The organism is Actinomadura chokoriensis (assembly GCF_041463665.1).
GTDB lineage: Bacteria > Actinomycetota > Actinomycetes > Streptosporangiales > Streptosporangiaceae > Spirillospora > Spirillospora chokoriensis_A.
In genome coordinates this window covers 88,449-110,554 of record NZ_JAXCEJ010000025.1, presented here as the reverse complement: position 1 = coordinate 110,554, position 22,106 = coordinate 88,449, and the positions used below count along the sequence as shown (strand labels likewise).

Annotated in this window: 22 protein-coding genes; 3 read left to right on the top strand and 19 right to left on the bottom strand. The window is 68.0% G+C overall.

The window, feature by feature from the left end; all coding sequences use genetic code 11:
* Positions 1–188 precede the first annotated feature (188 nt).
* Together SM418_RS30975 and SM418_RS30970 are read right to left on the bottom strand one after the other, a co-directional pair.
* On the bottom strand, positions 189–500 hold the full coding sequence (locus tag SM418_RS30975; protein WP_371944838.1) for a DUF397 domain-containing protein: 312 nt from the start codon (positions 498–500) through the stop codon (positions 189–191).
* A 33-nt stretch (positions 501–533) separates the two neighbouring features.
* Positions 534–1,394 (bottom strand): helix-turn-helix domain-containing protein, encoded by an 861-nt coding sequence (locus tag SM418_RS30970; RefSeq protein ID WP_371944837.1) that lies wholly within the window; start codon positions 1,392–1,394, stop codon positions 534–536.
* Positions 1,395–1,601: 207 nt separating this feature from the next.
* Here SM418_RS30970 and SM418_RS30965 point away from each other — a divergent pair, with 207 nt between their 5' ends.
* Both SM418_RS30965 and SM418_RS30960 read left to right on the top strand, forming a co-directional pair.
* A complete protein-coding gene (locus tag SM418_RS30965) occupies positions 1,602–1,883 on the top strand; it encodes a hypothetical protein (RefSeq protein WP_371944836.1) in 282 nt (93 codons plus the stop codon).
* A complete protein-coding gene (locus SM418_RS30960) occupies positions 1,793–2,386 on the top strand; it encodes an ATP-binding protein (protein WP_371944835.1) in 594 nt (197 codons plus the stop codon). The genes SM418_RS30965 and SM418_RS30960 overlap by 91 nt, the downstream gene beginning before the upstream one ends.
* On the opposite strand, the gene SM418_RS30955 is transcribed toward SM418_RS30960, so the two are convergent.
* The 7 genes from SM418_RS30955 to SM418_RS30925 form a co-directional block, all read right to left on the bottom strand.
* Entirely contained in the window at positions 2,368–3,744 is a 1,377-nt protein-coding gene (locus tag SM418_RS30955) for a hypothetical protein (protein WP_371944833.1), read from the bottom strand. The genes SM418_RS30960 and SM418_RS30955 overlap by 19 nt on opposite strands.
* Before the next feature lie 123 nt (positions 3,745–3,867).
* Positions 3,868–4,605 (bottom strand): hypothetical protein, encoded by a 738-nt coding sequence (locus SM418_RS30950; RefSeq protein WP_371944832.1) that lies wholly within the window; start codon positions 4,603–4,605, stop codon positions 3,868–3,870.
* Between the two features lie 150 nt (positions 4,606–4,755).
* Positions 4,756–5,556, bottom strand: coding sequence for a hypothetical protein (locus SM418_RS30945; protein WP_371944831.1), 801 nt, complete (start codon positions 5,554–5,556; stop codon positions 4,756–4,758).
* Between the two features lie 492 nt (positions 5,557–6,048).
* Positions 6,049–8,163 (bottom strand): hypothetical protein, encoded by a 2,115-nt coding sequence (locus tag SM418_RS30940; RefSeq protein WP_371944830.1) that lies wholly within the window; start codon positions 8,161–8,163, stop codon positions 6,049–6,051.
* A gap of 75 nt (positions 8,164–8,238) precedes the next feature.
* Positions 8,239–8,955: a hypothetical protein gene (locus tag SM418_RS30935; protein ID WP_371944828.1), complete on the bottom strand. Its 717-nt coding sequence runs from the start codon at positions 8,953–8,955 to the stop codon at positions 8,239–8,241.
* 423 nt (positions 8,956–9,378) lie between these two features.
* A complete protein-coding gene (locus tag SM418_RS30930; RefSeq protein WP_371944826.1) occupies positions 9,379–10,089 on the bottom strand; it encodes a hypothetical protein in 711 nt (236 codons plus the stop codon).
* Between the two features lie 428 nt (positions 10,090–10,517).
* Positions 10,518–11,225, bottom strand: coding sequence for a hypothetical protein (locus tag SM418_RS30925; protein WP_371944825.1), 708 nt, complete (start codon positions 11,223–11,225; stop codon positions 10,518–10,520).
* 539 nt (positions 11,226–11,764) lie between these two features.
* Here SM418_RS30925 and SM418_RS30920 point away from each other — a divergent pair.
* A complete protein-coding gene (locus SM418_RS30920; protein ID WP_371944823.1) occupies positions 11,765–12,271 on the top strand; it encodes a hypothetical protein in 507 nt (168 codons plus the stop codon).
* Positions 12,272–12,398: 127 nt separating this feature from the next.
* Here SM418_RS30920 and SM418_RS30915 read toward each other — a convergent pair whose 3' ends face one another.
* The 10 genes from SM418_RS30915 to SM418_RS30870 are packed head-to-tail and all read right to left on the bottom strand — an operon-like array spanning position 12,399 to position 22,091.
* Positions 12,399–12,950 (bottom strand): hypothetical protein, encoded by a 552-nt coding sequence (locus SM418_RS30915; RefSeq protein WP_371944821.1) that lies wholly within the window; start codon positions 12,948–12,950, stop codon positions 12,399–12,401.
* A 19-nt stretch (positions 12,951–12,969) separates the two neighbouring features.
* A complete protein-coding gene (locus SM418_RS30910) occupies positions 12,970–13,653 on the bottom strand; it encodes a hypothetical protein (RefSeq protein WP_371944820.1) in 684 nt (227 codons plus the stop codon).
* Between the two features lie 20 nt (positions 13,654–13,673).
* Positions 13,674–14,264, bottom strand: a complete 591-nt coding sequence (locus SM418_RS30905) for a hypothetical protein (protein ID WP_371944818.1) — start codon at positions 14,262–14,264, stop codon at positions 13,674–13,676.
* Entirely contained in the window at positions 14,261–14,818 is a 558-nt protein-coding gene (locus SM418_RS30900; RefSeq protein WP_371944816.1) for a hypothetical protein, read from the bottom strand. Before SM418_RS30900 ends, SM418_RS30905 begins: the two co-directional genes overlap by 4 nt.
* Positions 14,815–16,065, bottom strand: a complete 1,251-nt coding sequence (locus SM418_RS30895) for an MCE family protein (RefSeq protein ID WP_371944815.1) — start codon at positions 16,063–16,065, stop codon at positions 14,815–14,817. Before SM418_RS30895 ends, SM418_RS30900 begins: the two co-directional genes overlap by 4 nt.
* Before the next feature lies 1 nt (position 16,066).
* Positions 16,067–17,356 (bottom strand): MCE family protein, encoded by a 1,290-nt coding sequence (locus tag SM418_RS30890; protein ID WP_371944813.1) that lies wholly within the window; start codon positions 17,354–17,356, stop codon positions 16,067–16,069.
* Positions 17,356–18,594, bottom strand: a complete 1,239-nt coding sequence (locus SM418_RS30885; RefSeq protein ID WP_371944812.1) for an MCE family protein — start codon at positions 18,592–18,594, stop codon at positions 17,356–17,358. Before SM418_RS30885 ends, SM418_RS30890 begins: the two co-directional genes overlap by 1 nt.
* A 1-nt stretch (position 18,595) precedes the next feature.
* A complete protein-coding gene (locus SM418_RS30880; protein WP_371944810.1) occupies positions 18,596–19,762 on the bottom strand; it encodes an MCE family protein in 1,167 nt (388 codons plus the stop codon).
* The gene (locus SM418_RS30875; RefSeq protein WP_371944809.1) at positions 19,759–20,817 is read right to left on the bottom strand and encodes an MCE family protein; all 1,059 of its coding nucleotides are present in this window, start codon (positions 20,815–20,817) and stop codon (positions 19,759–19,761) included. Before SM418_RS30875 ends, SM418_RS30880 begins: the two co-directional genes overlap by 4 nt.
* Positions 20,814–22,091 carry an MCE family protein gene (locus SM418_RS30870; protein ID WP_371944807.1) on the bottom strand — a complete coding sequence of 426 codons (1,278 nt, stop codon included), beginning with the start codon at positions 22,089–22,091 and terminating at the stop codon, positions 20,814–20,816. Before SM418_RS30870 ends, SM418_RS30875 begins: the two co-directional genes overlap by 4 nt.
* Positions 22,092–22,106 lie beyond the last annotated feature (15 nt).

Below are 22,106 nucleotides of genomic sequence, written 5' to 3'. Positions count from 1 at the left end.
ATCAACCGGCCCTCACCGAACAACACCTCAATCTGCGCACGCTCACCGAGCGTAAGACGACGTCCTGGCACAACAAGATCCTTCCAGAAGGACCTCGTTGCAACAGACACTAGAAACCGCCCGACCCATAACAACAACACGCCGCAGATCAACGAACCGCCGGACGCGCCGACCGGCGCCGGGTCCCGTCAGGGGAGGTCTAGACGGCCGCTCTTCACGGTGTCGAGGAAGGTGCCCCAGGCGCCGGCACGGAAGCCGAGCACCGGTCCGTCCGGATCCTTCGAGTCCCGCGCCAGCACCACCGCCTCGCCCGCGCCGACTTCCACCAGGTTGCCTTGCTCGCCACTGTGGCTGCTCGCCCTCCAGACATCCGCGACCTCAACGCAGTGGCCTTCCTGAGCGCTGTGGCTACTCGTTCGCCATGCTCCGATCTCAACGCACTCACCACCGTTGCCGGTGCTGTGGGTGCTCTTGCGCCACATGACCCGGGAGGTGCCCATGAGGATTACCGATACCTTTTCAAATTGTGACTGTCAAGCCATATCGCGAATCGCTGACGTTAGCAGCGTTCTTGAGTCGTCTCGGCTAAGAGCCTGCGCACGTAGATGGTTAAACACCATCGTGTAGCCGTCAACCTCGTCCGGCTTCTCCAGATACAAGCTTCCTCGCCAGTACTCGACGTACACGACGGCTGGGTCGGCCGGCTCCGGGAACGTGAGGATCCTAAAGCTCCCCTGCATCGAGGGATGGGCTCCGACAGAGAAGGGCAGGACTTGAAGCGTGATATTGGGGCGACGGGAAAGCTGAAGCAGCCTGTCAAGCTGATCACGCATGGCAGGTGCGCCGCCTACCTCCCGACGTATCGCGGCCTCGTTGAGCACGAACCACATGTCTGGTGAGTTCTCAGTTTCGAGAAGGCGCTTCTGCCGCTCCAGACGTAGTTGGATCTGCCGAGTGACCTCCTCGTCGGCTGGTACCGCGGCCTCGGCCAGGTACGTTGCTCGGGCGTACGCCTCGGTCTGGAGAATCCCCGGAACAACCTCAGACTGGTAGTCCTGCATAGATGCCGTCTCCTCCTCCAGCCCGACGTAGACCTGGAACCATGCCGGGATTGTGCCGCTGTACTGGTGCCACCAGCCGCGCTTGCGGGCGTCCTTGGCCACTTGGAGGAGGGCTTCGCGCTCGTCGCCGGTGACGCCGTAGACCTCCAGCATGAGGGAGACCTCGCCGACGCGGGCGCCGCTCTGCCCGGTTTCGATGCGCGTGATCGTCACGGGCGCGCATCCGATACGTTCGGCGACCTGTTCGCGGGTCAGCCCGCACTCCTTGCGCAGGCGCCGAAGTTCGGCGGCGAGGCGGCGCTTGCGGACCGTGGGGCTGCGGCGAGCGGTCACTTCGTCCTCCTTGTATCCGTTTTATGGTGCCTTGAGATCGAGATCAAAGAAACAAACTGCGTTAGTTCAGTTCGTTTCTATTGCAGAACGTACGTCATCCACGCACACTCTGACCGTAGCGAGAATCACGCACGGTAGACGAGCGATCACACAAGAAAGCCGGGTGAATCGTGGTCGTTCGCGTGCCTGGAGAAGGGGCGTCCGACGATGTCAGCGGATCAGCGGCCGCACGCGGTGCGGTTCAGCCTCCTGGCTGATCTGTGTTACCAGCTGGGAGAACGGCAGCAGTGCGCGTCCATGCTCGTCCACCCGAGGGCGGGTGAGGCCGTGCTGTGGGTGCCGGAGCGGGCGTGGCCACGCAAGTGGCTCGGGGTCGCGGCGGTCGACCATCGAGGACGGTGGCTCTACGCATTCGGCGGGCAGTGGTGCATGGCCGGGGACGTCGCAGAGACGGCCGCGCGGGTGGCGTGGGCGGTGCGGGCTCGGTGAAGCACCTGGGAACGTGCGTCATCCCCTCCGCGCCGAGGAACGTGGTGAACGGACGGCGGTGGCTGCTGGGACGGCTCGAACCGCTGCTCGGGGCGGAGCACAGCGCCTGCGATGACAGCGTCCTGCTGCTCTCGGAGACGCTCACCAACGCGATCGTCCACGGCAAGGGCAACCTCGTGGAGGTGGACGCTTACGTGGACACGGCCAACATCCGGATCGAGGTCACCGACGAGGGCGGCAGCACCGTCCCGCATCATCGGGACGACCCGCGCGGTGAGCACGGGCGCGGTCTTCCGATCCTGTCGATGCTCGCCAAGTCGTGGGGGTTCGAGCAGTTGGACGACGGTCGGCTGCGCGTCTGGTTCGAGGTCCCGCACACCGTGCCTCCCGACACCCGCGCCACGCCGCCCGAGACCGCTCCGGCCCCGCCGCGTCCCCGGGACGGAGCCCATGAGGGGGCCACTCTCGCGGCGAACACCTCCGCTCACTCAGTCGATCGTTGACCGCTGGCCTGCACGGGACCCGCCCGCCAGCGGTCCAGGGCAATGAGGGCGATGCCCGCCAGGAGGAGCAGGACGGCGTAAAGCCAGAGGTGGCCGGGTTCGCGGAACAGTTCCGCGCTCGGTCCGCGCCTTCCGGTGCCCTGCCAGTTCGCGAGCAGGCCGCAGGCGCCGATGACGGTCGCGAACATCAGCGGGCCCAGGACAGCTGGCGAAAGGTCGTCCTGGGTCAGCCAGACACCGAGGGACGCGATCGCGACGGTGACCGTGGCGCCGAGGAGGGCGAACATGAGGACCGTCATGCCGTCCGGACGGATCAGCATGGTCACGGCGAGCGCCAGGGCGCAGGCGGCGCATCCGGCGAAGGCGGCCCAATGACGCCAGGACGGGAACGCGGCGACGGCCCCCACCACCACGCCGAGCGCCACCAGGAACCACATGCGCACGAGGCTCGAACGCTCCGCCTGGATCAGCGCGCTCGCCGGGCCGGAGATGCCGACGACGATCGCCGACGCGACCACGGTGCCGGCCACCGTGCGAAGTCCCGCCAGGGCCGCCGCGGCCAGGCCCACGCAGAGCAGCAGCCAGCACGCGGCGACGCCGAAGCCGCCGTTGACCGTCTCCATGGCGGCAGCCGGGACGAACGCGAGGACCGCGACCATGGCCGCGACCGCCGTCCGGACGCCCATCGCGGGCTCGGCATCGGATGGTGCTGCCAGTTCAGGACGTCCGTCATAGCGGTAGTACAGACCCAGCGCCAGGAGCGCCCCACCGATCGCGGTGGCCAGGAACGCGAGATGGAGCAGGACCTGGACGGCCTCAGCGAAGTCGATCGGGTAACCGCCGGGCCGCACGATCGCGATGTGCGCGATCCACACGTCGGTGGACGCGCCGAAGACCTGCGCGCCCACCCCTGCCCCGATCAGCACCGCACCCGCACCGGGCGCACCGATGTGGACGAGCCGGAGCCCGGCGGCCAGCGTCCCCAGCAGTACCAACTGCGCCCCGGCCGTGACCGAGCCGAAGTAGAACCAGGCTGCACCGCTGAACAACTCGTTCCGGGCCACGACGTACACGAACTCGGTGGGGATCGTCAGCGCCACACCCGCGACCAGCAGCCACGGCCAACTCCACCGCAGCGACCACAACATCGCCGCGAACCCGGCGGCCGTCACCACCGCGATCACGGCGGCCTGCCCGGCCGACACCACGCCCGGGTTGATGCGCAGGACGTCCGCGAACCCGGCCGCGCGCCCGACGCCACCCCTGGGCCGCGCCGAGTTGGCGACCGCGCCGAGCGTCCCGACCGCACACAGCAGAACAGCGCCGATCACCCACGGACCGCCCGTGTTGAGCAGCATCCGTTTCCTCAAGGGGTTGGCCGCCATCGCACTCCTACGGTCCGTAATCGTCCGCCCAGGAGACGGAACAGGCGGCTTTGCGCGGTGATCCGGTAACGCCACCGCGCTGAACCGGCGGCCTGGTCACTGGTCGTCGTTCCGGTGGTCGTCCCGTTCAGCGAGTCGTTGGAGGTTCTTGCGGACCTGCCAGGCGGCGGCCGCGACGCGTGCCATGCTCGGAGCAGGCCGGGTGGGACGCCGCGCGATGGGCGTGTCGGGCGCGTAGCGCATGACCGCCTGGGCCAGGCTTTTCGCGTCGAGTCGCCAGCCCTGGATCTCTCGCTCCACCAGCGACGGCTCGGCGATCAGGCGGGAGATCCAGGGCGTCAGGACCGCCTCGGTGAACTCCTGCTCGTCCGCGGTCGGCGGTGGCAGGCCCGGTGGCCTGGGCGAACGGCCCATCCGGTTGGTGACGCCCGCGGCGTTGAGCTCGACCCCCACACAGGGGCGGCGCCCCTTTCGGTTGTTGGCGCCGCGCACGATCCGGTCGAAGGTCACGATGCAGTCGATCCAGGACCAGGGGATCAATTCTGGTCGAGCCCCTGCGCTGGTGGGGCCGAAGTAGACGCCGCCTGCGTCCACGGCGAACGACACCTCCCGCCGACGTACCGACCTCGCGATGAGGACGGCGAAGGACGCGCTCACCGCACTGAACACCGCCAGCCCGAGGACGATGCCGGGCCCGGGATCCCGAACGGCCTGGTAGAGGAGGAACACGTCCCCAGCGCCGAGGGCCACCAGGGTCGGCAGATTGCCGCGCCAGCTCTGCCGTGCGATATAGGCACCGTCGGTGAACCCGTGGGGAGTGTCGTCGGGTCTCATGAGCAGCATTCCCGCGCCGACCTCACGGACGGCGGCAACAACGAGGACCAGCGGCCTGACGCGCGGTCCTCCTTCCCCGCCGCACGCTCATCGCGGCGGTCCGTACCCGCGGGGTCGCCGCGGGCACGGACCGGTTGAACGGGCTCAGCGTCAGAGCTCGCTGTAATTCTTCGACACGATGTACTCGTTCTGAATCATCGTGTTCTTGCCGGCCGCCGAGGGGAATCCACCGACCTGGTTGACCAGCCAGTCGGCGACGCCGCCGCCGAACAGGCACCCCTTGGCGCCGGGCACCGCGAAGGAGTTACCGACGTGCTTGGCCTGCAGCACCGGCGGCGACGAGTCCGGCCGCGCGATCGAGACGCCCTCGCCGGTGATGGGCGTGTTGGGGGCCGGCGGGCTGGTGGTCCCGGTGGTGAGGGCCACCCTGATCGGGTTGCTGTTGGAGCCGACGTAGCAGTTGCTTCCGAGGAGCGGGTTGACGAGCTTGATCTTCAGCCCGATGTTGATCTCGAAGTTGTCGCTGACCGGCATTTCGAAGGCGCCGGCGTACTCGACCTTGGCGTACACGGCCGACAGGAGCGGATCACCGAACAGGCCGGGTTGGACGAGCATCTTCGGGGCGTTGATCCCGCCGAAGACGTTCTGGGTCTCGAAGGTGTCAAGATTGAACGTGGTCGCCCACGTGATCCTGATCGGTTCCTCGATCTTCTGGTCGAAGTTGCCGACCTTGAAGGTGCCGCTGGTGACCACAGCCACCCAGCACTGCGAGTAGTCCGGCGACGCACCGGCCGGGAGGGTCGGGCAGTCGGAGAAGCTGAAGCTGGCCGGGATCGGGTCCGGGTTGGCCGCCGAAGCGGACGAGGCCAGACCGAAGGTGAGCAGCGCAGCACCGAGCACGGCGGGAAGCGCCAGCCGGGAACTGCTTCTCCGGAAACGAATCGACTTCACCAGTCCGTCCTTTCTTCTTGCCGGGAGAAACGGACACAGAGCGCCGGACGGCCACAGCGTGATCCCAGCCGACGCGGAACCGTAAGGCGGATCTCGACGAGATAGATCCATGATTCCCAACCGGAGAGTAATACCGAAACAATGTTGATTTCAATACACCGCAAGGCCCGATTATGAAGATTTTTTCGCCTTGTTAGCGAATATCAATAATGAACACCCGGGAGTAATCGTTATTGTCACCGACTGCATATCGCCAGCGCTTGGTGCTCAGCCCGGACTCCTTCGCGACATGTTCGTCACATGGCGGATGGCGGGGTGGAGCTACCGTACTCGCTGCAGGCCGTCGTCGGCCTGCAGCGAGCCGGCCTGGCCCTGCCGTCACCCGGGGTGGTGCGGGCAACGATGCGGCCAGTCCTGGGGGGCCTGGGGACTTCCGGCACGAAATGATCAGATCGCGCCGGAACGAAAGGCCCATGGCGATGGCAGGTTCGGTCAGGGCGACGTAATCCGCTGGGCCGGACGGAAGACGAAATCGCCCTTGAATGAATTGAAGCCGTTAAGCGGGTCCGTGAACCCCGGAATACTGCACGTTGAGTTCACCGAAGGTTTCAAATTATACACATTCCCGGAGAGGGTTCCGTTGCCATAGGAGCCTCCGATATACCCGGGGACTTCACGCGGCCCCGGGAAAATAATTCCCGACAAGTTGTCGGATATCCGCAGCGTGCACGGCTCCCCTCCGCCGACATCCACGGCCGCGTTGAGCAGGACGCCGTTGATCTGCATCGCGGACTGGCCAGTCGTCGGATCAATGGTCATGTTCAACCACAACGAGCCGTCTTGGGTGACCTTGTTCTTTACTTGATAGACGGTGCCATCCGACCCCTCTACCTCGCAGCCGTCGAGGGACATATCGCCCTTACCCAGCCTGAAGCGCGACTGCCAATGCCCCCGTTCGAGATCGAGCCGCATGGTCGCCGACTCGCATCTGAACTCCGCATTGTCCCCGACGTAGCCCAGGGTGAACGGTTTTGCTACTGCGGTGACAACCCCACCCGGGTCTACAGTAAAGGTCTGAGGAAGGGCACCCGCGCCATCCACGCAACGGTTACCAGTGGTGACTTGGCACCAAATTCCCGATTCAAGATTCGCATAGTTTCCCGACCCGGAGACGCTCGCGGTAAGGATGGGGCTGAGATCTTCGGTCACTCCACAACCAGAGAAGGAAGGAATCGTGACGTTTTCAGCGATGAGCGACTGCCCACTGTCGTACTGAGTCGTCCCGGTTTCCAGAGTTCCCATGAATCCAGTCGCAGAAAGCGAGGTGGGGCTTGTCATACATTTATCGCCGAGATCGAGCGGAACTCCATTGACCTCGGCCTTGCCCGCCTTGACGCGCACGTATGCACTGGCTTTGAGCTGTTGTCTATCGACAGCCGGATCCGGTATATCGATCTCAGTAGAAAGTTTCTGAAGAATCCGCAGGTTGCCTGTGATCGGACCATTCGCGCCAGTCTTCGGAGAACCAACCTGAACAGCTTCTGCCACTGCGCGTGTCGGCATGAAACCGAAACCCAGCATCGTGGCGGGAGTTGGATAGGTACGGTTGATGAAATACCCGCGAAAATCCGTCCAGTTCGGCCCGAAAAGTAGATCCCCCAAATAGCTTTCAGTCAGCACCCGCACATTATTTTCGAAAGCGACAGGAGCGGCGTTTCCGACCTTCTTGATGTTGAAGTACCCCGTGGCCTTGATGCAGTACATCAGCCCAGCGTCAGTGCCGGGATTCAGCCCGTCCGGATTTTTCGGGGAATCAAAGATCTCCCTCAGTTTGGGATCTTCGTAGTTGATGGCGTACCGCGGATCTTCCCCACGACCAGGGATCAGCTTGCACAATCCCTCCTGGGAGGCGGTGGCCTGACGGGGTGCCGCGCTCGACGCGCCAGGGACGGTCCCCTCGTCCCCACGCTGGACCCGTACGCTCCCGAGCACCGGCGCCTTCTCCGCCGCGCAATGCAGCGCCAGTCCCGCCGCGTCCTTCCCCGTCGTCGTGTCACCCGGCACCAGCGACAAGTCCACTGCCCCGGCGGACCACGACAGCCCGCCCGGCGCCTCGGGAACCACCGGCGGTGCCACCCCGCTGCCGGTCAGGTGCACGGCCCCGTCACCACGTGGCGGTGCGGCCGTCAGAGCGAAGGCCGGCCACCCGGCGCGCCGATCGCCACTCGGCCCGTGGACCGCGACCTGGATTTCCGCGACCCCCCCGAGCGCAGGGGAAGGCGCGGACGATGGGGTGACGCTCGTCGCCGGTGGCGTCGATGCTCCACCGGGGGAAATCGCCGAAACTTCCTTCACCAACTCGGGAGGGAGATCCACGTCGATCTTGATGGTGCCCAGTTGGATCGGCTGGCCGACGGTCCCAGTCGACGGCACAGTCGTTTCGATCCGCAGCGCCACATCATGTGTTCCGGACTTACCGGAGCAAACAAGCCCCATGTCGAAGCCGATGTCCGCGATCGCCGGCGGGACCGCCACCAATGCGCTACCACTCACGGCAAGGCCCACGACCGCCGCGATCCGCGCGGCGCCTCGGAACACCTGGTGCATTTCACATCCTTGATCGACGGGGAACCGCACCCGGGCGGCGAGCGCCCGGGTGCGGCTTCGGTCAGAGGCGTGCTCTCACGTGCGAATGACGGTCGGGCCCTCCTTGTTGGTGGAGTTGACGCCCCTCAGTTTGATCGTGCCGGCGAGCGTGGCCGTGTCACCGTTCTTGACGATGTTGGTGGGGCAGGTCGCGGAGACGCCGGTCGCGATCAGGTTGTTGGTGGCCGTGATCGGCAGCGAGAGGGTGCTGGGAAGTCCAGTGTTGATCGGGTTGGGGTTGGTGTGCGTACCGTTGATGAACCCGTTGGTGGCGGTCGAGCCCTGGAACGTCGCAGAGCACGGGATGCTGGGGATGTTCACCACGACCCTGACGCCGCTCAGCTGACCGGGTGTGACCCCCGAAGCGGTGTTGTTCGCGGTGGAGAGGCTCCACGGCAGATTCTGCGGCGTCACCGTGGCAGGCAGGTTGAGAACCTTGCAGTTGCTGAACGTCAGACCGGTAACCGAGCCGATGGGGTCTGCGGGGGCGGCGACGGGGTTGCCGACCTTCACCGTTCCGGTGGCCGTCAAGGCCTTCACACCACTCAGGTCGACGCAGGTCAGGACCCCGCCGCTTTTGGCTGTAGCCGCGACCGTACCGCTGTTCTCTCCGGTGATGGGCTGGACGGAGGGCGAGGGCACGCCGGGCATGGTGACGACGATGGTGGAAGCCCAGGCGGGGGCCACGGTGAGGGCGGTGGCGGTGGCCGCGACTGCGGTAGCGGTCAGGGCTGTTCTGGTGATCTTTCGCATGTCAGTCCGTTTTCCCTTCGGGGGGTGGTTTCTTCTACTCGCAGGGACATTGACCGCGTTCTACAGGTCGAACTCCTCCGGGTTGACGGGAGCAGAACCCAAAAGCCGAACTCCTTCGGCTTCACCGCAAGACCACCCAGTCCTGCCGTACTAATATCGGAATATACCCGCCAGTAGCGCACTTCTCAAGAAGCCGTTCGACTTCATCTTCAAGAGGCCGCCGATCCCGCTCAAGGTTTGTCATAAGATTAGTATTCGATCAAGCCAGATTTATCATCGAATTCGAATCCCTTGAACGATTCAAGAGCGCACGGCCGATCGTGCCCTCCCCCTCGCCCGCACCAAGCATCCCCAGGCGCTGCCGCTCGGCAGGGTCGTCGAGATGCCGAGCGCCCGGGTGCGGCTTCGGTCAGAGGCGTGCTCTCACGTGCGAATGACGGTCGGGCCCTCGTGGAGCGTGGAGTTGACGCCCTTCAGTTTGATCGTGCCGGCGAGCTTGGCCGTGTCACCGTTCTTGACGATGTTGGTGGGGCAGGTCGCGGAGACGCTGGTCGCGATCAGGTTGTTGGTGGCCGTGATCGGCAGCGAGAGGGTGCTGGCGCCCCCAGTCGGGTTGGTGTGCGTACCGTTGATGAACCCGTTCGTGGCGGTCGAGCCCTGGAACGTCGCAGAGCACGGGATGCTGGGGATGTTTACCACGACCCTGACGCCGCTCAGCTGACCGGGTGTGACCCCCGAAACGGTGCTGCCCGTGGTGGAGAGGCTCCACGGCAGATTCTGCGGCGTCACCGTGGCAGGCAGGTTGAGAACCTTGCAGTTGCTGAACGTCAGACCGGTAACCGAGCCGATGGGGTCCGAGGTGGGAGGAAAGGTGGTGGGGCTGCCGACCTTCACCGTTCCGGTGGCCGTCAAGGCCTTCACACCACCCAGGTCGACGCAGGTCAGGACCCCGCCGCTTGAGGCGGTAGCCGCGACCGAACCGCTGTTCTCTCCAGTGAGAGGCTGGATGGAGGGCGAGGGCACGCCGGGCATGGTGACGATGCTGCCGGCGGCCCAGGCGGGGGCCACGGTGAGGGCGGTGGCGGTGGCCGCGACTGCGGTAGCGGTCAGGGCTGTTCTGGTGATCTTTCGCATGTCAGTCCGTTTTCCCTTCGGGGGGTGGTTTCTTCTACTCGCAGGGACATTGACCGCGTTCTACAGGTCGAACTCCTCCGGGTTGACGGGAGCAGAACCCAAAAGCCGAACTCCTTCGGCTTCACCGCAAGACCACCCAGTCCTGCCGTACTAATATCGGAATATACCCGCCAGTAGCGCACTTCTCAAGAAGCCGTTCGACTTCATCTTCAAGAGGCCGCCGATCCCGCTCAAGGTTTGTCATAAGATTAGTATTCGATCAAGCCAGATTTATCATCGAATTCGAATCCCTTGAACGATTCAAGAGCGCACGGCCGATCGTGCCCTCCCCCTCGCCCATACCAAGCATCCCCAAGGTCGGCGCTGCCGCTGGGCGGGGCCGTCGAGATGGCGAGCGCCCGGGTGCGGCTTCGGTCAGAGGCGTGCTCTCACGGCGTGCGAGTGACGGTCGGGCCCTCATTAGCGGTGGAGTTGACGCCCCTCAGTTTGATCGTGCCGGCGAGCGTGGCCGTGTCACCGTTCTTGACGATGTTGGTGGGGCAGGTCGCGGAGACGCTGGCCGCGATCAGGTTGTTGGTGGCCGTGATCGGCAGCGAGAGAGTGCCGGCGCCCCCAGTCGGGTTGGTGTGCGTACCGTTGATGAACCCGTTCGTGGCAGTCGAGCCCTGGAACGTCGCAGAGCACGGAATGCTGGGGATGTTCACCACGACCCTGACGCCGCTCAGCTGACCGGGTGTGACCCCCGAAGTGGTGTCGCCCGTGGTGGAGAGGGTCCACGGCAGATTCTGCGGCGTCACCGCGGCCACCTGGCCAAGGACCGTGCAGTTGCTGAACGTCAAACCGGTAACCGAGCCGATGGGGTCTGCGGGGGCGGCGACGGGGTTGCCGACCTTCACCGTTCCGGTGGCCTTCAAGGCCTTTATAGAACCCACGTCGACGCAGGTCAGGACCCCGCTGCTTGAGGTGATAGCCGCGACCGTACCGCTGTTCTCTCCAGTGATGGGCTGGGTGGAGGGCGAGGGCACGCCGGGCATGGTGACGACGATGGTGGAAGCCCAGGCGGGGGTCACGGTGAGGGCGGTGGCGGTGGCCGCGACTGCGGTAGCGGTCAAGGCTGTTCTGGTGATCTTTCGCATGTCAGTCCGATCTCCCTTCACGGGGAGTGTTCTCTTCTACTCATAGGGACACTGACCGCGTTCCGCAGAAGCAACTCCTCCAGGGTTGACAGGTGCAGAACCCCTGAAGCCAAACAACGCCGTTGACTCCATTCCAAGACCACCCAGTCCTGCCATTCTCCCATCGGGAGATAACCGCCAATAGCATACTTCTCAAGAGGCCGTTCGACTTCTCTCCAAGACGCCACTGATCCTTTCAAGGGTTTGTCATGAGATTAGTATTCGATCAAACCAGATTTATCATCGAATTCGAATCCCGTGACGAGTCAGGGGCTCGCGGCCGATCGTGCCACCCCCTCGCTCGTACTCAGCATCCCCAGAGGCTGGCACTGCCGCCGGGCGGGGCCGTCCAGGTAGCGAACGCCCGAGTGCGGTTTCGGTCAGAGGCGTGCTCTCACGTGACGGTCGGGCCCTCATTAGCGGTCGAGTTGACGCCCCTGAGTTTGAGCACGCCGGCGAACGCGAGGCGGTCCCCGTACCGGAAGATGGTGAGGGGGCAGGTGGAGGAGACGTTGGCCACCATCAGGTTGTTGGTGGACTCGGGAGGTAGCGTGAGCGTGCTGGCGGCTCCAGGGCTCGTCGGGTTGGTGTGCGTAACGTTGATAAACCCGTCGTTACTAGGCGGGCCCTGGAAGGTCGCAGAGCACGGGATACTGGGGATATTCACCGTGACCCCGACGTGGACCAGCTTGCCGGGTGTGACCCCCGAAGCGGTGGGATACGGCAGGGAGAGGCCCCACCCAGAGCTATCCTCAACCGTGGCAGGCCAGCCGGCCATCGTGCAGTTTCGGAACAACAGACTGCTCATCCAGCCGGTGTCCGGGGGATCCGGGAGGCCGATGCCGACCCTCATCGTTCCGGCGGCCGTCAAGGCCTTCACAGGACCCGCATCGACACAGCTCAGGATCTTCCCGCTAGAAGTGACAGCTATGAAGGAACCGCTGTTCTCTCCAGTGATGGGCTGGGGGAAGGAGGGCAAGGGTATCCCGGGCATGGTGACGTCGTGACCGGCCGCCCAGGCGGGGGTCGTGGTGAGAGCGGTGGCGGAGGCCGCGATTGCGGTGGCGGTCAGGGCCATTCTGGTGATCTTTCGCATGTCGGTGTTCCTCCGTTCCATGTCCGGCTCGTGTTCGGTCAGGCGCCGAGGGTGTCGATGGCGGTGATCTTCCATTTGCCGGCGGCGTACAGGGCGTCGACGGCGAAGACGGCCGCGGAGTAGCTCGTCTTGTTCGTGTCGGTGCGGGTGTTGCGCTGGTCGGCGAAGACGAGGAGGCGGGCGCGGTCGCCGGTCAGGGACTTCACCGCCGAGTCGGTGACCGCCGTGGTGAGTACCTGCTTCTGCTGGGGCGCCTGCTTGCGCACCAGGGCGAAGAGCTGGTTGTACTGCTGGACGGCCTTTCCGGTGAGCAGTTCCTGCGCCGCCTTCTCCGTTTTGGCCACGTCGGCGTAGTTGTAGGAGAACACCGTGTTGACGGCCGTGGTCACCTGGCCTTTGACCTCGGCGGTACGGCCATTGTCACTGAGGGCGTCATTCTGCGCGGAGGCCGCTCCCGTCAGGTCGCGTTCCTGGGCGTTCGACCAGGCCGCCACTCCGCCGAGCGCTATGGTCAGCGCGCCGAGGAGGACGACCAGGCGGGTGCGCGCCGTGCCGGGGACGAACCGGCCGGCCGAGGTGATCGCTGCCATTTCGGTTTCTCCTCGCCGGTCAGGGCGTTCCGGTCGGGGCCTGGCCGAGCGCCGACAGTTTCCAGCCGTCCGAAGTCCGGGTGAGCTGGCCGGCGAACCGGCGGGTGTTGTCGACCGGCCTGCCGTCGGCGCCGGTGATGGTGATGCGGACGGCGGCGATGACGGCCGCCTTGCCCGCGCGGGAGTCGAGTTCGGTCAGCCCGGATTCGAGGATCTTCGCGGTGCTGGTCGTCTTCGCCTTCTGCACCTCGGTCTTCAGCCGGGCCTGGCCCTGGACGATCTGGTCGTAGAGCTGCGCGGTCGCCGAGTCCTGCCACACCTTCAGCCCCGCGTCGACCTGGCGGTAGTCGAGGGTGTTGAGGTTGACGATCTCCTGGCCCGCCACGGCGAGCACGCGGTCGCGTTCGGCGGCGTAGGCGGTCGAGTCGTCGCCGGACGCCGTGTGGTACGACCAGCCGAACCACGCCGCCGCACCGGCCGCGACCAGCGTCACGAGCGACGCGACCCGGATCAGCGGGTCCTTGGAGAGGCGGCGCCGGGGCCGGTCGTCCACGTCCTTCGCCGGTGACTCCGCGTCGTCGCCGGTCGCCTTCTCGGGCGGTTCCTTCTCGGACGCCTCGTCGGCCGGGGCCTCCGGCTCGTCCGCCCGCGCCTCGGGCTCGTCGGCCGCCGGGTCGGCGGTCTTCGTCCTGGTCTTGGTCACCTGAAATCCACCCTTTCTTTTCAGGCGGCCCGGAGGTCGCTGATGCGCCAGCCGTGGTCGTCGCGGGCCGTGACGATGAGCTGGGCCGCGACCGGCGAACCGGTCGGCTTCCCGGCCCGGGTGGCCTGCTGGTCGAGGAAAACCAGCAGGACCGCCGTCCCGTCACGGGAGAGTTTGATCAGCCCTGTCTTCGTCACCTTCGTGGTGAGGGCGAGCTTCATGACCGGTGCGTTCTGCTTCACCAGGCCGAACAGCTTGCGGTAGTCGCCGACCGCGCGGCCGGTGAGGACGTCGTTCGCGACCCGTTCGGTGGCGGCCGGGTCGGTGTAGGTGAAGGTGAAGATCCGCGCGACCTTCGCGGAGACATCGGCGACGACCTTGCCGGTCGCGGTCTTGTCGACGAGTGCGCGGTTGGCGGCCGGTGACCGCTCGTTTCGCCTGCCGGCCCAGCCGTCGACGGCGAGGGCGGACAGGCACAGCGCCAGCGCGAGGGCCACCGGCCACCCGAGCCCGGCCGCCCGCCTGAGTCCGGAGACGAGCGGGCGCCGGGCGGTCTTCTTCCGCCGCGGGACGGGGCCGCGGCGCGCGGGGCGCTCCTCGGTGATGCTCACGGGCCGCTCCCCCCGGGTGCCAGCGATCTCAGCGAACTGATCTTCCACACGTCGCCGACCCGCTGCATCCCGACCTCGTAGCGTTTGCGCTGCTCGGTGCCCTGGGCGGCGTCGCCGGCGGGCTCGGTGAAGATCCGGACCGAGGCCAGGACGGTCGCCTCGCCCGCCGACCGGTCGAGTGCGGTGACGGCGAGCGCGGTGACCCGTCCGTGCGAGGGGGCCTTCTGCCCGGCGAACTTCGCGCGCGCGCCCGGCATGTCGCGTTTCAGCGCGTCGGCGAACGGGCCGGTGGCGAAGTCCAGCCAGTGCTGCATGTCCAGCTCCGCCACTTTGGGGTCGATGCTGTTGATCAGCGCCAGATCGCGGACGGCGGTCCGGCTCACGTCGTCCCGCGCGGCGGCGAGGTCGTGGTCGGCGCCCCGCCCGGACTGGATCAGCGACCAGAACGACAGCAGCAGGAGGACGGTGGCGGCGGCCGTCAGGGCGTAGCCGACCGGACGGATCCACCGGATCGTCCAGGCCGGCTTGCGCAGCACGGCCGCCACGATGGTCACCGCGTACCTCCGAGCCCGAGCAGGGCGGCGAGGTCGCCGGACGGCGCCTGCTGCTGCGTCAGCCCGGCCAGGCCCAGCGAGGCGAGCAGGCCGGTCGCCTCCGGGCCGCTCAGTGTGCCCGGCTTGGCCGGCGCCGGAACGCCCTTGCGCGGCGCGTTGGCGGTGCCGCGCACGTTGATGCCGCTCCTCGGGCTCTCCGTGCAGCGCGCGTCGGTGTTGAACGGGGCTGGCGACAGGGTGAGGCCGTCGCGGTACTTGGTCTTGCCGTAGCCGCGCGTGCAGGGCTGCGGGTTGAAGAACGTGGTGACCAGGCCCATCCGGAGCTTGCTCCCGTCCACGATGCTGGGGCCGATCGCCGCGACCTGCGGGAGATTGGCCAGCATCTCCTCGATGGCGGCCTGGCGCGGCTCGGCCACGCGGGCGGTCGTGAGGAGGTTCGCCAGCAGCACGCTGAGGCTCGGGTCCAGGTCGTGGAGCAGGCCGGACAGCTCGGCCGCCGCGCCGGGCCCGGCCATGATCAGCTCGCGCAGATCGGCGTCGGAGTCGCGGAGCTGCCGCGCGAGAAGGCTGGAGTTGGTCGCGAACGCCTTGAACGCCCCCGACATCTCGTTCTGCGTCCGCAGCACCGCCTCCCCGTTGTGGATCAGAGCGCGCGATTCGGGGAACGCCGCGTCGGACGCCGAGATGAACCGGGAGCTCGTGTCGAGGAGCTGCTGGAGGTGCGGGCCCTGCCCGGCGAACGCCAGCCCCAGCTCGTCGATGAGGATCTTGGTGTCGTTCAGCGGGAGCGAGGCGGTGAAGTCGTTGACGCTCTTGAGCGTCTCGTCGACCGGCGCCGGGGTGGTGGTGACGCTGCGCGGGATCGTGGTGCCCTGCGCCAGGTAGGGCCCGGCGTCGGCGCGGGGCCGCAGGTCGACGTACTGCTCGCCGACCGCGGAGCGGTTCGCGACGATCGCCTGGAGGTCTCGCGGGATGTCCGGCGCCGAGTCGTCGATCCGGAGTTCGGCGACGACGCCGTCCCGCGTCAGGTCGAGCTTGCCGACCTTGCCGACGGTGACGCCCCGGTAGGACACCGCGGACCCTTCGAAGAGGCCGCCGGTGCTGGGCAGGTCGAGCCGGACGGTGTAGTACCCGCGCAGCCCGACGTAGCGGCCGACGTCGGCGTAGGTGACGCCGATGTAGGCGACCACGACGATCGCGATGACGGCGAACACGGCGATCTTGATGCGGGTGACCAGGGTCAGCATGTCAGTTCCCCTCCCCGAGCGTCGGCAGCGGAAGGGCGGGCTCGCTGCTCGGACTCTCGTTCCCGGGTGCCTGGCTCGGCGTCACCGGTTGCGGCGTCCCCGTGGTGGGGGTCCCGGTGGCCGGAGTCCCCGCGGTGGGAGTCCCGGCGCCGGGCACGGCGGCTCCGGAGCCGCGACCCGTCGCCGTGTCCGGGCAGGGCGCCGGCTGCGGGCCGGGGACCGTGGGCGTCGCGGCGAGGGCGCGCGCCTGCGCCCCCTCCTCGTCGTCGAGGCCCTCGAACGGGCCCTCCTCCTTCACCGGCGGGACGACGCAGTTGAACCCGTCGGCGGCGATGACGGTGACGTAGCCGTTGAGGTAGTCGCCCTTGATCGCCTTGAGCGCCTCGTCGGTGAACGGGTACGTCAGCAGGATCTCCAGCGACTTCGGCAGGTCGCGGCCGGAGTCGGCGAGCTTGCGCAGGATGACCGCCAGCGAGCGCAGGTTCGCGGCCGTGTCGTCCTTGCTGGCGTTGATCGTCTTGACGGCGACGTCCGAGAGCCTCTCCAGCCCGCGCAGCATCTCGACCAGCCGGCCGCGCTGCTCCTCCAGCACCTTTAGGCCGGGCGACAGGTCGTCCAGGACGGTCGCGACCTGTCCGTTGCGGGCCCTGACCGTGGACGACAGCCGGTTCAGCCCGTCGAGCGCGTTCACGATCGACTGCCGGTTCCGGTTGAGCGTGCTGGTGAAGGTGTTGAGGTTGCGCAGCGCGGACCGGACCTTGTCCTCGCGCCCGTTGAGCGCCTGGTTCAGCTCCCGGTTGATGGTCCGGATCTGCGGGAGCCCGCCGCCCGACAGCAGCAGCGACAGCGCGCCGAACACCTCCTCGGTGTCGGCGTTGCGCGTCGTCCGGGACGCCGGGATGACGGCGCCGTCGGTGAGCCGCTGCGGGGACGGCGCCGTCGGCGGCGCGGCGAGCTTGACGTACTTCTCCCCCAGCAGGCTCGATTGCTCCAGGTTGGCGGTCGCGTTCGCGGGCAGGTGCACGTCGCCGTTCACGACGAGCGTCACCTCGGCCTGCCACGCCCCCTTCGGCAGCGACACCTCCTTCACCCGCCCGACCGGGACGTCGTTGACCCGGACGGCGGCCTGCGGGACGAGGTTCAGTACGTCCTCGAACTGCACCCGCACCGTGTAGGGGTGGTCTCCGAGGTCGGCGCCGCCGGGCAGCGGGACGTCCTCCAGCTGCACCGAGCAGCCCGCCGTCAGGACGACGCCGGCGGCGAGGGCCGCAACGAGCTTGGGCGCGCGCATCAGCGGTCCGCCTTCCCGCCGGTGCCGGCGTAGATCTTGCCCGCGGGCGGCAGCGGCAGCGCCGGCAGGCCGGTCTCCTGGTTGGGCGCCACCGCGACCAGCCCGTTCTTCTTCAGCCGGTCGCACTGCTCGCGGAGCATCTCGGTGGCGGACGCCGCCGCGGCGCACACCGGCCGCTCGTCGGCGGCGACCGGGTCGACGCCCGGCTGGTTCAGGCTGCCGAACGCCTTGGTGATCTCCAGGAGGTTGCCGCGCGCCATCAGCGTCCGGGTCTTCGGGTCGTAGGCGCTCAGCGCGTTCTGCGTCACCAGCGGCGCGGTGTCGATGATTTCGGCGAGGGACGCCCGCTGGTCGACCAGGACCTGGGTGACGTCCGCGAGCTTGCCGACGTTGCGTTTCAGCGCCGCGCGGTTGTCCTGGATGAACCCCTTCACCTCGGCGAGCGCCCGCGCGAGGTTGCGCAGGGCCGCGCCGAGCTCGTCGCGGTCGGCGGCGAGGAACCCGCTCACCTCGGCGAGCTGGGTCTCGGCGAGGCGGATCTGCCCGTCGTTGGCGCGGAGCATCTCGCTGAACTTGTTGAGGTTGGCGACGGTCGCGTACAGGTCGCCGCTGTTGTCGGCGAGCGTCTGCGACGCCTTGCCGAGGTCGGAGATCATGGTGTTGAGCGCCTGCCCGTTGCCGCCGAGGTTGGCGGCGCCGACCCGGATGACGTCCGACAGGGCGCCCTGGGCGTTCAGCCCCTGCGGGCCGAGGTCGCCCGAGACCTTCCGGACGGCGGCGTAGAGCTGGTCGAGCTCCAGCGGGGTCGCGGTGTTGGCCACGTCGATCGACGCGCCGTCGGCCATCTTCGGGCCGCCGTTGTAGGCGGGGTCGAGCTGCACGTACCGGTCCGACACCAGGTTCGGCGCGATCACGATGGCGCGGGCGGCGGCGGGGACGTCGACGTCGTCGTTCACCCGCATCTCGACCTTGACCTTGTCGCCGAGCGGTTCGATGGAGTCGATCGACCCGACCTTCACGCCGAGGACGCGGACGTCGGAGCCGGGGTACACGCCGATCGCGGTGGCGAAGTACGCGGTGATCCGGTGCGTCGGCCCGCCGCCCAGGAACGGCACCAGCGCGATCGCGACCAGCAGGACGAAGACCGCGATGAGCGCCTGCACCACCCGCGTCCGGTGGTCGCGGATCGGCGAGCCGAGCTTCGGCAGCTTCACCGGGCGCGTCGAGGGGGACGCCATGTCACCGTCCTCCCGTCAGGTGCGGCGGCTTGCAGCGGTCCGGGTCCTCCGGTTGCCACCGGCCGTTCTCCAGGTACTCGTTGGGGACGGTCCCGCACAGGTAGCCGTCCACCCAGCGGCCGTTGCCCGTCGCGTTGCCGAGGACGCGGATGTAGGGGGTGGCCGTCGTCAGCACGCGCTCCAGGTTCTTCTGGTTGCGCTGCAGGACGCCGACGACCCGCTCCAGGGACGCGAGCGTCGGGCCCAGCGTGCGGCGGTTGTCCTCGACGAGGCCGACCAGCTCCGTGCCGAGCCGCTGCGTGCCGACGAGCAGCGCGTGGATGGCGTCGCGCCGTCGGCTCAGCTCGCCGAGCAGCAGGTTGCCGTCCTTGAAGAGCGTCTCGAACTGGGAGTTCTGCGCGGCGATCGTGCCCGACAGCCGCTTGGTCCCGGCGAGCAGCCGGGACAGCGCGGCGTCCCGCGACGCGATCGTGGTGGACAGCGACGACAGGCCGTGCAGCGCGACGCGGACGCTCGCCGGGGTGTCCTCGAACGTCGTGGAGATCGTCTCCAGGCTCTGCGCGAGCTTGGCGGTGTCGAGCTGCTCGAACGTCCGGCCGAGGTCCTGGAACGCGGACGTGACGTCGTAGGGGGCCACGGTCCGGTCGAGCGGGATCGGCTGCTTCGGGTTCTGCTCGCGGTAGCCGAGCGGGTCGAGCTGGAGGTACTTCGACCCCAGCAGCGTCTTGATCATGATGGTGGCGCGGGTGGCGTTCCCGACCCAGGTGTCCTTGACCCGGAACGTCACCTTGACCTTGTTCCCCTTGAGCGAGACGCCGGTGACCTTGCCGACCTTCACCCCGGCGACGCGGACCTCCTGGCCCGGGTTCAACCCGGCGGCCTCGGAGAAGTACGCGCTGTAGGTCGTCCCGCCGCCGATGAGCGGCAGCCGGTCGGCGCGGTAGGCGAGCGAGCCGAGGACGAGCAGGATCACGATGCCGACGGCCGCCACCCCGATCGGGTTGCGGTCGCGCAGCGGCTTCAGCCGCGGGCGGCCCTTCTTCGGGCGCGGCAGGGCGCGCGGCAGCGGCGGAGGCGGCGGCCCGGCCGCGGGGGGACCGCCGGGGGGCGGCCCGCCCGCCGGGGGGACGGGGGGCGGGCCGCCGGGCGGCGGGGTCGGGGGCGTCATCCGCGGCACCTCGCGTCCTTGATGGGGAGGCCGGTCGGCGGCGGCTGGTTCGACAGGTCGGAGCCCGCGTAGCTCACGCCGATCAACTTCACCTCGCACTGGTAGAAGTTCACCCACGAGCCGTAGGAGGCCAGGCGCCCGAAGGTCGCCATCTTCCCGGGCGAGCGCTGGAGGAAGCGCGTCAGCAGCGGCTCGTCGCGGTTGAGGTTGTCGCTGAGCCGGCCGAGCTGGACGATGTCGTCCTTCAGCGGGTCCCGCGTGACCTGGAGCAGCCCGGCGGTGGCGGTGGTCAGGTCGGCGATCGAGCCGAGCGCCTCACCGATCGGGACGCGGTCGGTGGCGAGGCCGGAGGTGAACCGGCGCAGCGTGGTGACCAGGTCGACGAGCTGCCGGTCCCGCCCGTTGATGGTCTGGACGACGCTGTCGAGGTTCGTGATGAGCTGGCCGATCACCTTGTCCTTGGCGGCGAGCGTGCTCGTCAGCTCCCCGACGGTGCGCAGCAGGCTCTCCACGGTGCCGCTCTCGCCCTGGAGCACCTTGACGACCGACTCCGAGAGCTTGTTGGCGTCCCCGGGCGACAGCGCCTGCATGAGCGGCTGGAACCCCTGGAACAGCTGGGTGAGGTTGAGCGTCCCGGCGGTGTGCTCGACCGGGATCGTCCCGCCGGGCTTCAGCACCTGGCCGGGCGAGCCGGTGCCCTGGCCGAGCGCGATGTACCGCCCGCCGACCAGGTTCAGGTACTTGACGGCTGCGGTCGCGGAGGTGGGGATCCGCCGGTCGCGGTCGACGGAGATCTTCACCCGGGCGAGCCGCCGGTCGCTGACCTTGATCTCCTCGACCTGGCCGACCTGGACGCCCGCGATCCGCACCCCGTGCCCCGGGTGCAGCCCGGCCACGTCGGTGAACTTGACGTAGTAGGTGACGCGGTCGCCGCTGGTGGCGCCGGTGATGCTGGACGCCAGCAGGGCCGTCGCCAGCACCGTCACCGCGATGAAGATCAGCGAGCTGACGAGCGGGAAACCCATCCCCTTGATCCCCTGGCCGGTGAGCCTCACTTGACCGTCACCTCCGTGCCCCGGTAGATCGGCCCGACCAGCACGCTCGACCAGTCCGGCAGTTCCTCGGGGACCTCGTCCAGCGGCGGCCCGGCGAGCTCGTTGACCAGGTCGTTCTCCGACGCCGAGTTCGCGGGGCCGAGGCCGCTGCCGGCCGCGCCGCCCGTGCCCGGCGCACCGCCGGCGGGCAGCACCCGCACCCCGTTCCCGGACGCCAGGTAGGGGACGCTCGGGCAGCGCGGCCCGTTGCCGCCGTCGTAGCGGGGTGCGTCCTTGCCCGGGACGTAGCGGCCCTTGCTCGTGACCGGCACGACCACGCCGTGGACGCCGTGCTGGTTCGTGCCCTTGCCGAGGACCTTGTTCATCGTCGGGATGAAGCCCGCAAGAGTGCGGAACGTGCAGGGCGCGGCCGGGGCGTAGCGGCGCATGATGTCCAGGCTCCCCCGGCTCTCGGTCGCCAGCGCGATGATGTTGCCGGAGTTGGCGCGCAGGAAGTCCTCGAGGTCGGCCGACGATCCCGACACCGCGTCGTACAGGGTCGCGAGCGCGGTGCGCTGCTCGGCGATCGTCCGGCTGGTGACGGTGAAGTCGGTGAGCGCCTGGAGCAGGTCGGGCGCCGCGTCGGAGGCGTGCTGGGTGAACGTCGCCAGCTCCTGGAGGTTGCGGGCGAGCGCCGGAACCTCCGGGTTGAGCCTGGTCAGGAACGCGTCGAGCTGCTCGAAGTTGCGGCCGATCTGGTCGCCGCGCCCCTCCAGCGCCCGCGACATGGCGTTCAGCGTCGCCGACAGCTTCGCGGGCTGGAGCGTGTTGAGCAGGTCCATCGTGTGGTTGAGGACCTCCGAGAGCTCCACCGCGTTCTGGCTGCGGTCCTCGGAGATCACGTCGCCGTCGGCGATCGGCCGGCCCGCCGACCCGGGCGGCGGGACGAGCGACACGAACCGGGCGCCGAACACCGTCGTCGGCAGCAGCCGCGCCTGGACGTCCGCCGGGATCCGGTCGGTCATCCCCGGTTTCAGCGCCAGTTCGAGCTTCGCGCCGGCCCCGTCCGCCTTGATGGAGCGGACCTCGCCGACGACGACGCCGCGGACCTTCACGTCCGCCATCGCGTGCATCTCGTGCCCGGCCGTCGAGGTGCGCAGCGTCACCCTCGTCGCGTCGGTGAACTGCTTGTCGTAGATCGCGATCGACAGCCAGATCAGCAGCGCCGGGACGAGCAGGAACGCCACCCCGGTGAGGCGCTGCCCGACCACGTGCCGGGTCTTGCGTTTCGCCATGTCACCTCACCCCCA

Bases quoted from the DNA above. Each gene is read 5' to 3' on its own strand.
- SM418_RS30930 (WP_371944826.1), bottom strand. From the start codon at position 10,089: ATGCGAAAGATCACCAGAACAGCCCTGACCGCTACCGCAGTCGCGGCC.
- SM418_RS30915 (WP_371944821.1), bottom strand. From the start codon at position 12,950: ATGGCAGCGATCACCTCGGCCGGCCGGTTCGTCCCCGGCACGGCGCGC.
- SM418_RS30965 (WP_371944836.1), top strand. From the start codon at position 1,602: ATGTCAGCGGATCAGCGGCCGCACGCGGTGCGGTTCAGCCTCCTGGCT.
- SM418_RS30885 (WP_371944812.1), bottom strand. From the start codon at position 18,594: ATGGCGTCCCCCTCGACGCGCCCGGTGAAGCTGCCGAAGCTCGGCTCG.
- SM418_RS30950 (WP_371944832.1), bottom strand. From the start codon at position 4,605: ATGAGACCCGACGACACTCCCCACGGGTTCACCGACGGTGCCTATATC.
- SM418_RS30975 (WP_371944838.1), bottom strand. From the start codon at position 500: ATGGGCACCTCCCGGGTCATGTGGCGCAAGAGCACCCACAGCACCGGC.
- SM418_RS30870 (WP_371944807.1), bottom strand. From the start codon at position 22,091: ATGGCGAAACGCAAGACCCGGCACGTGGTCGGGCAGCGCCTCACCGGG.
- SM418_RS30955 (WP_371944833.1), bottom strand. From the start codon at position 3,744: ATGCTGCTCAACACGGGCGGTCCGTGGGTGATCGGCGCTGTTCTGCTG.
- SM418_RS30925 (WP_371944825.1), bottom strand. From the start codon at position 11,225: ATGCGAAAGATCACCAGAACAGCCTTGACCGCTACCGCAGTCGCGGCC.
- SM418_RS30890 (WP_371944813.1), bottom strand. From the start codon at position 17,356: ATGCGCGCGCCCAAGCTCGTTGCGGCCCTCGCCGCCGGCGTCGTCCTG.
- SM418_RS30895 (WP_371944815.1), bottom strand. From the start codon at position 16,065: ATGCTGACCCTGGTCACCCGCATCAAGATCGCCGTGTTCGCCGTCATC.
- SM418_RS30940 (WP_371944830.1), bottom strand. From the start codon at position 8,163: ATGCACCAGGTGTTCCGAGGCGCCGCGCGGATCGCGGCGGTCGTGGGC.
- SM418_RS30880 (WP_371944810.1), bottom strand. From the start codon at position 19,762: ATGACGCCCCCGACCCCGCCGCCCGGCGGCCCGCCCCCCGTCCCCCCG.
- SM418_RS30935 (WP_371944828.1), bottom strand. From the start codon at position 8,955: ATGCGAAAGATCACCAGAACAGCCCTGACCGCTACCGCAGTCGCGGCC.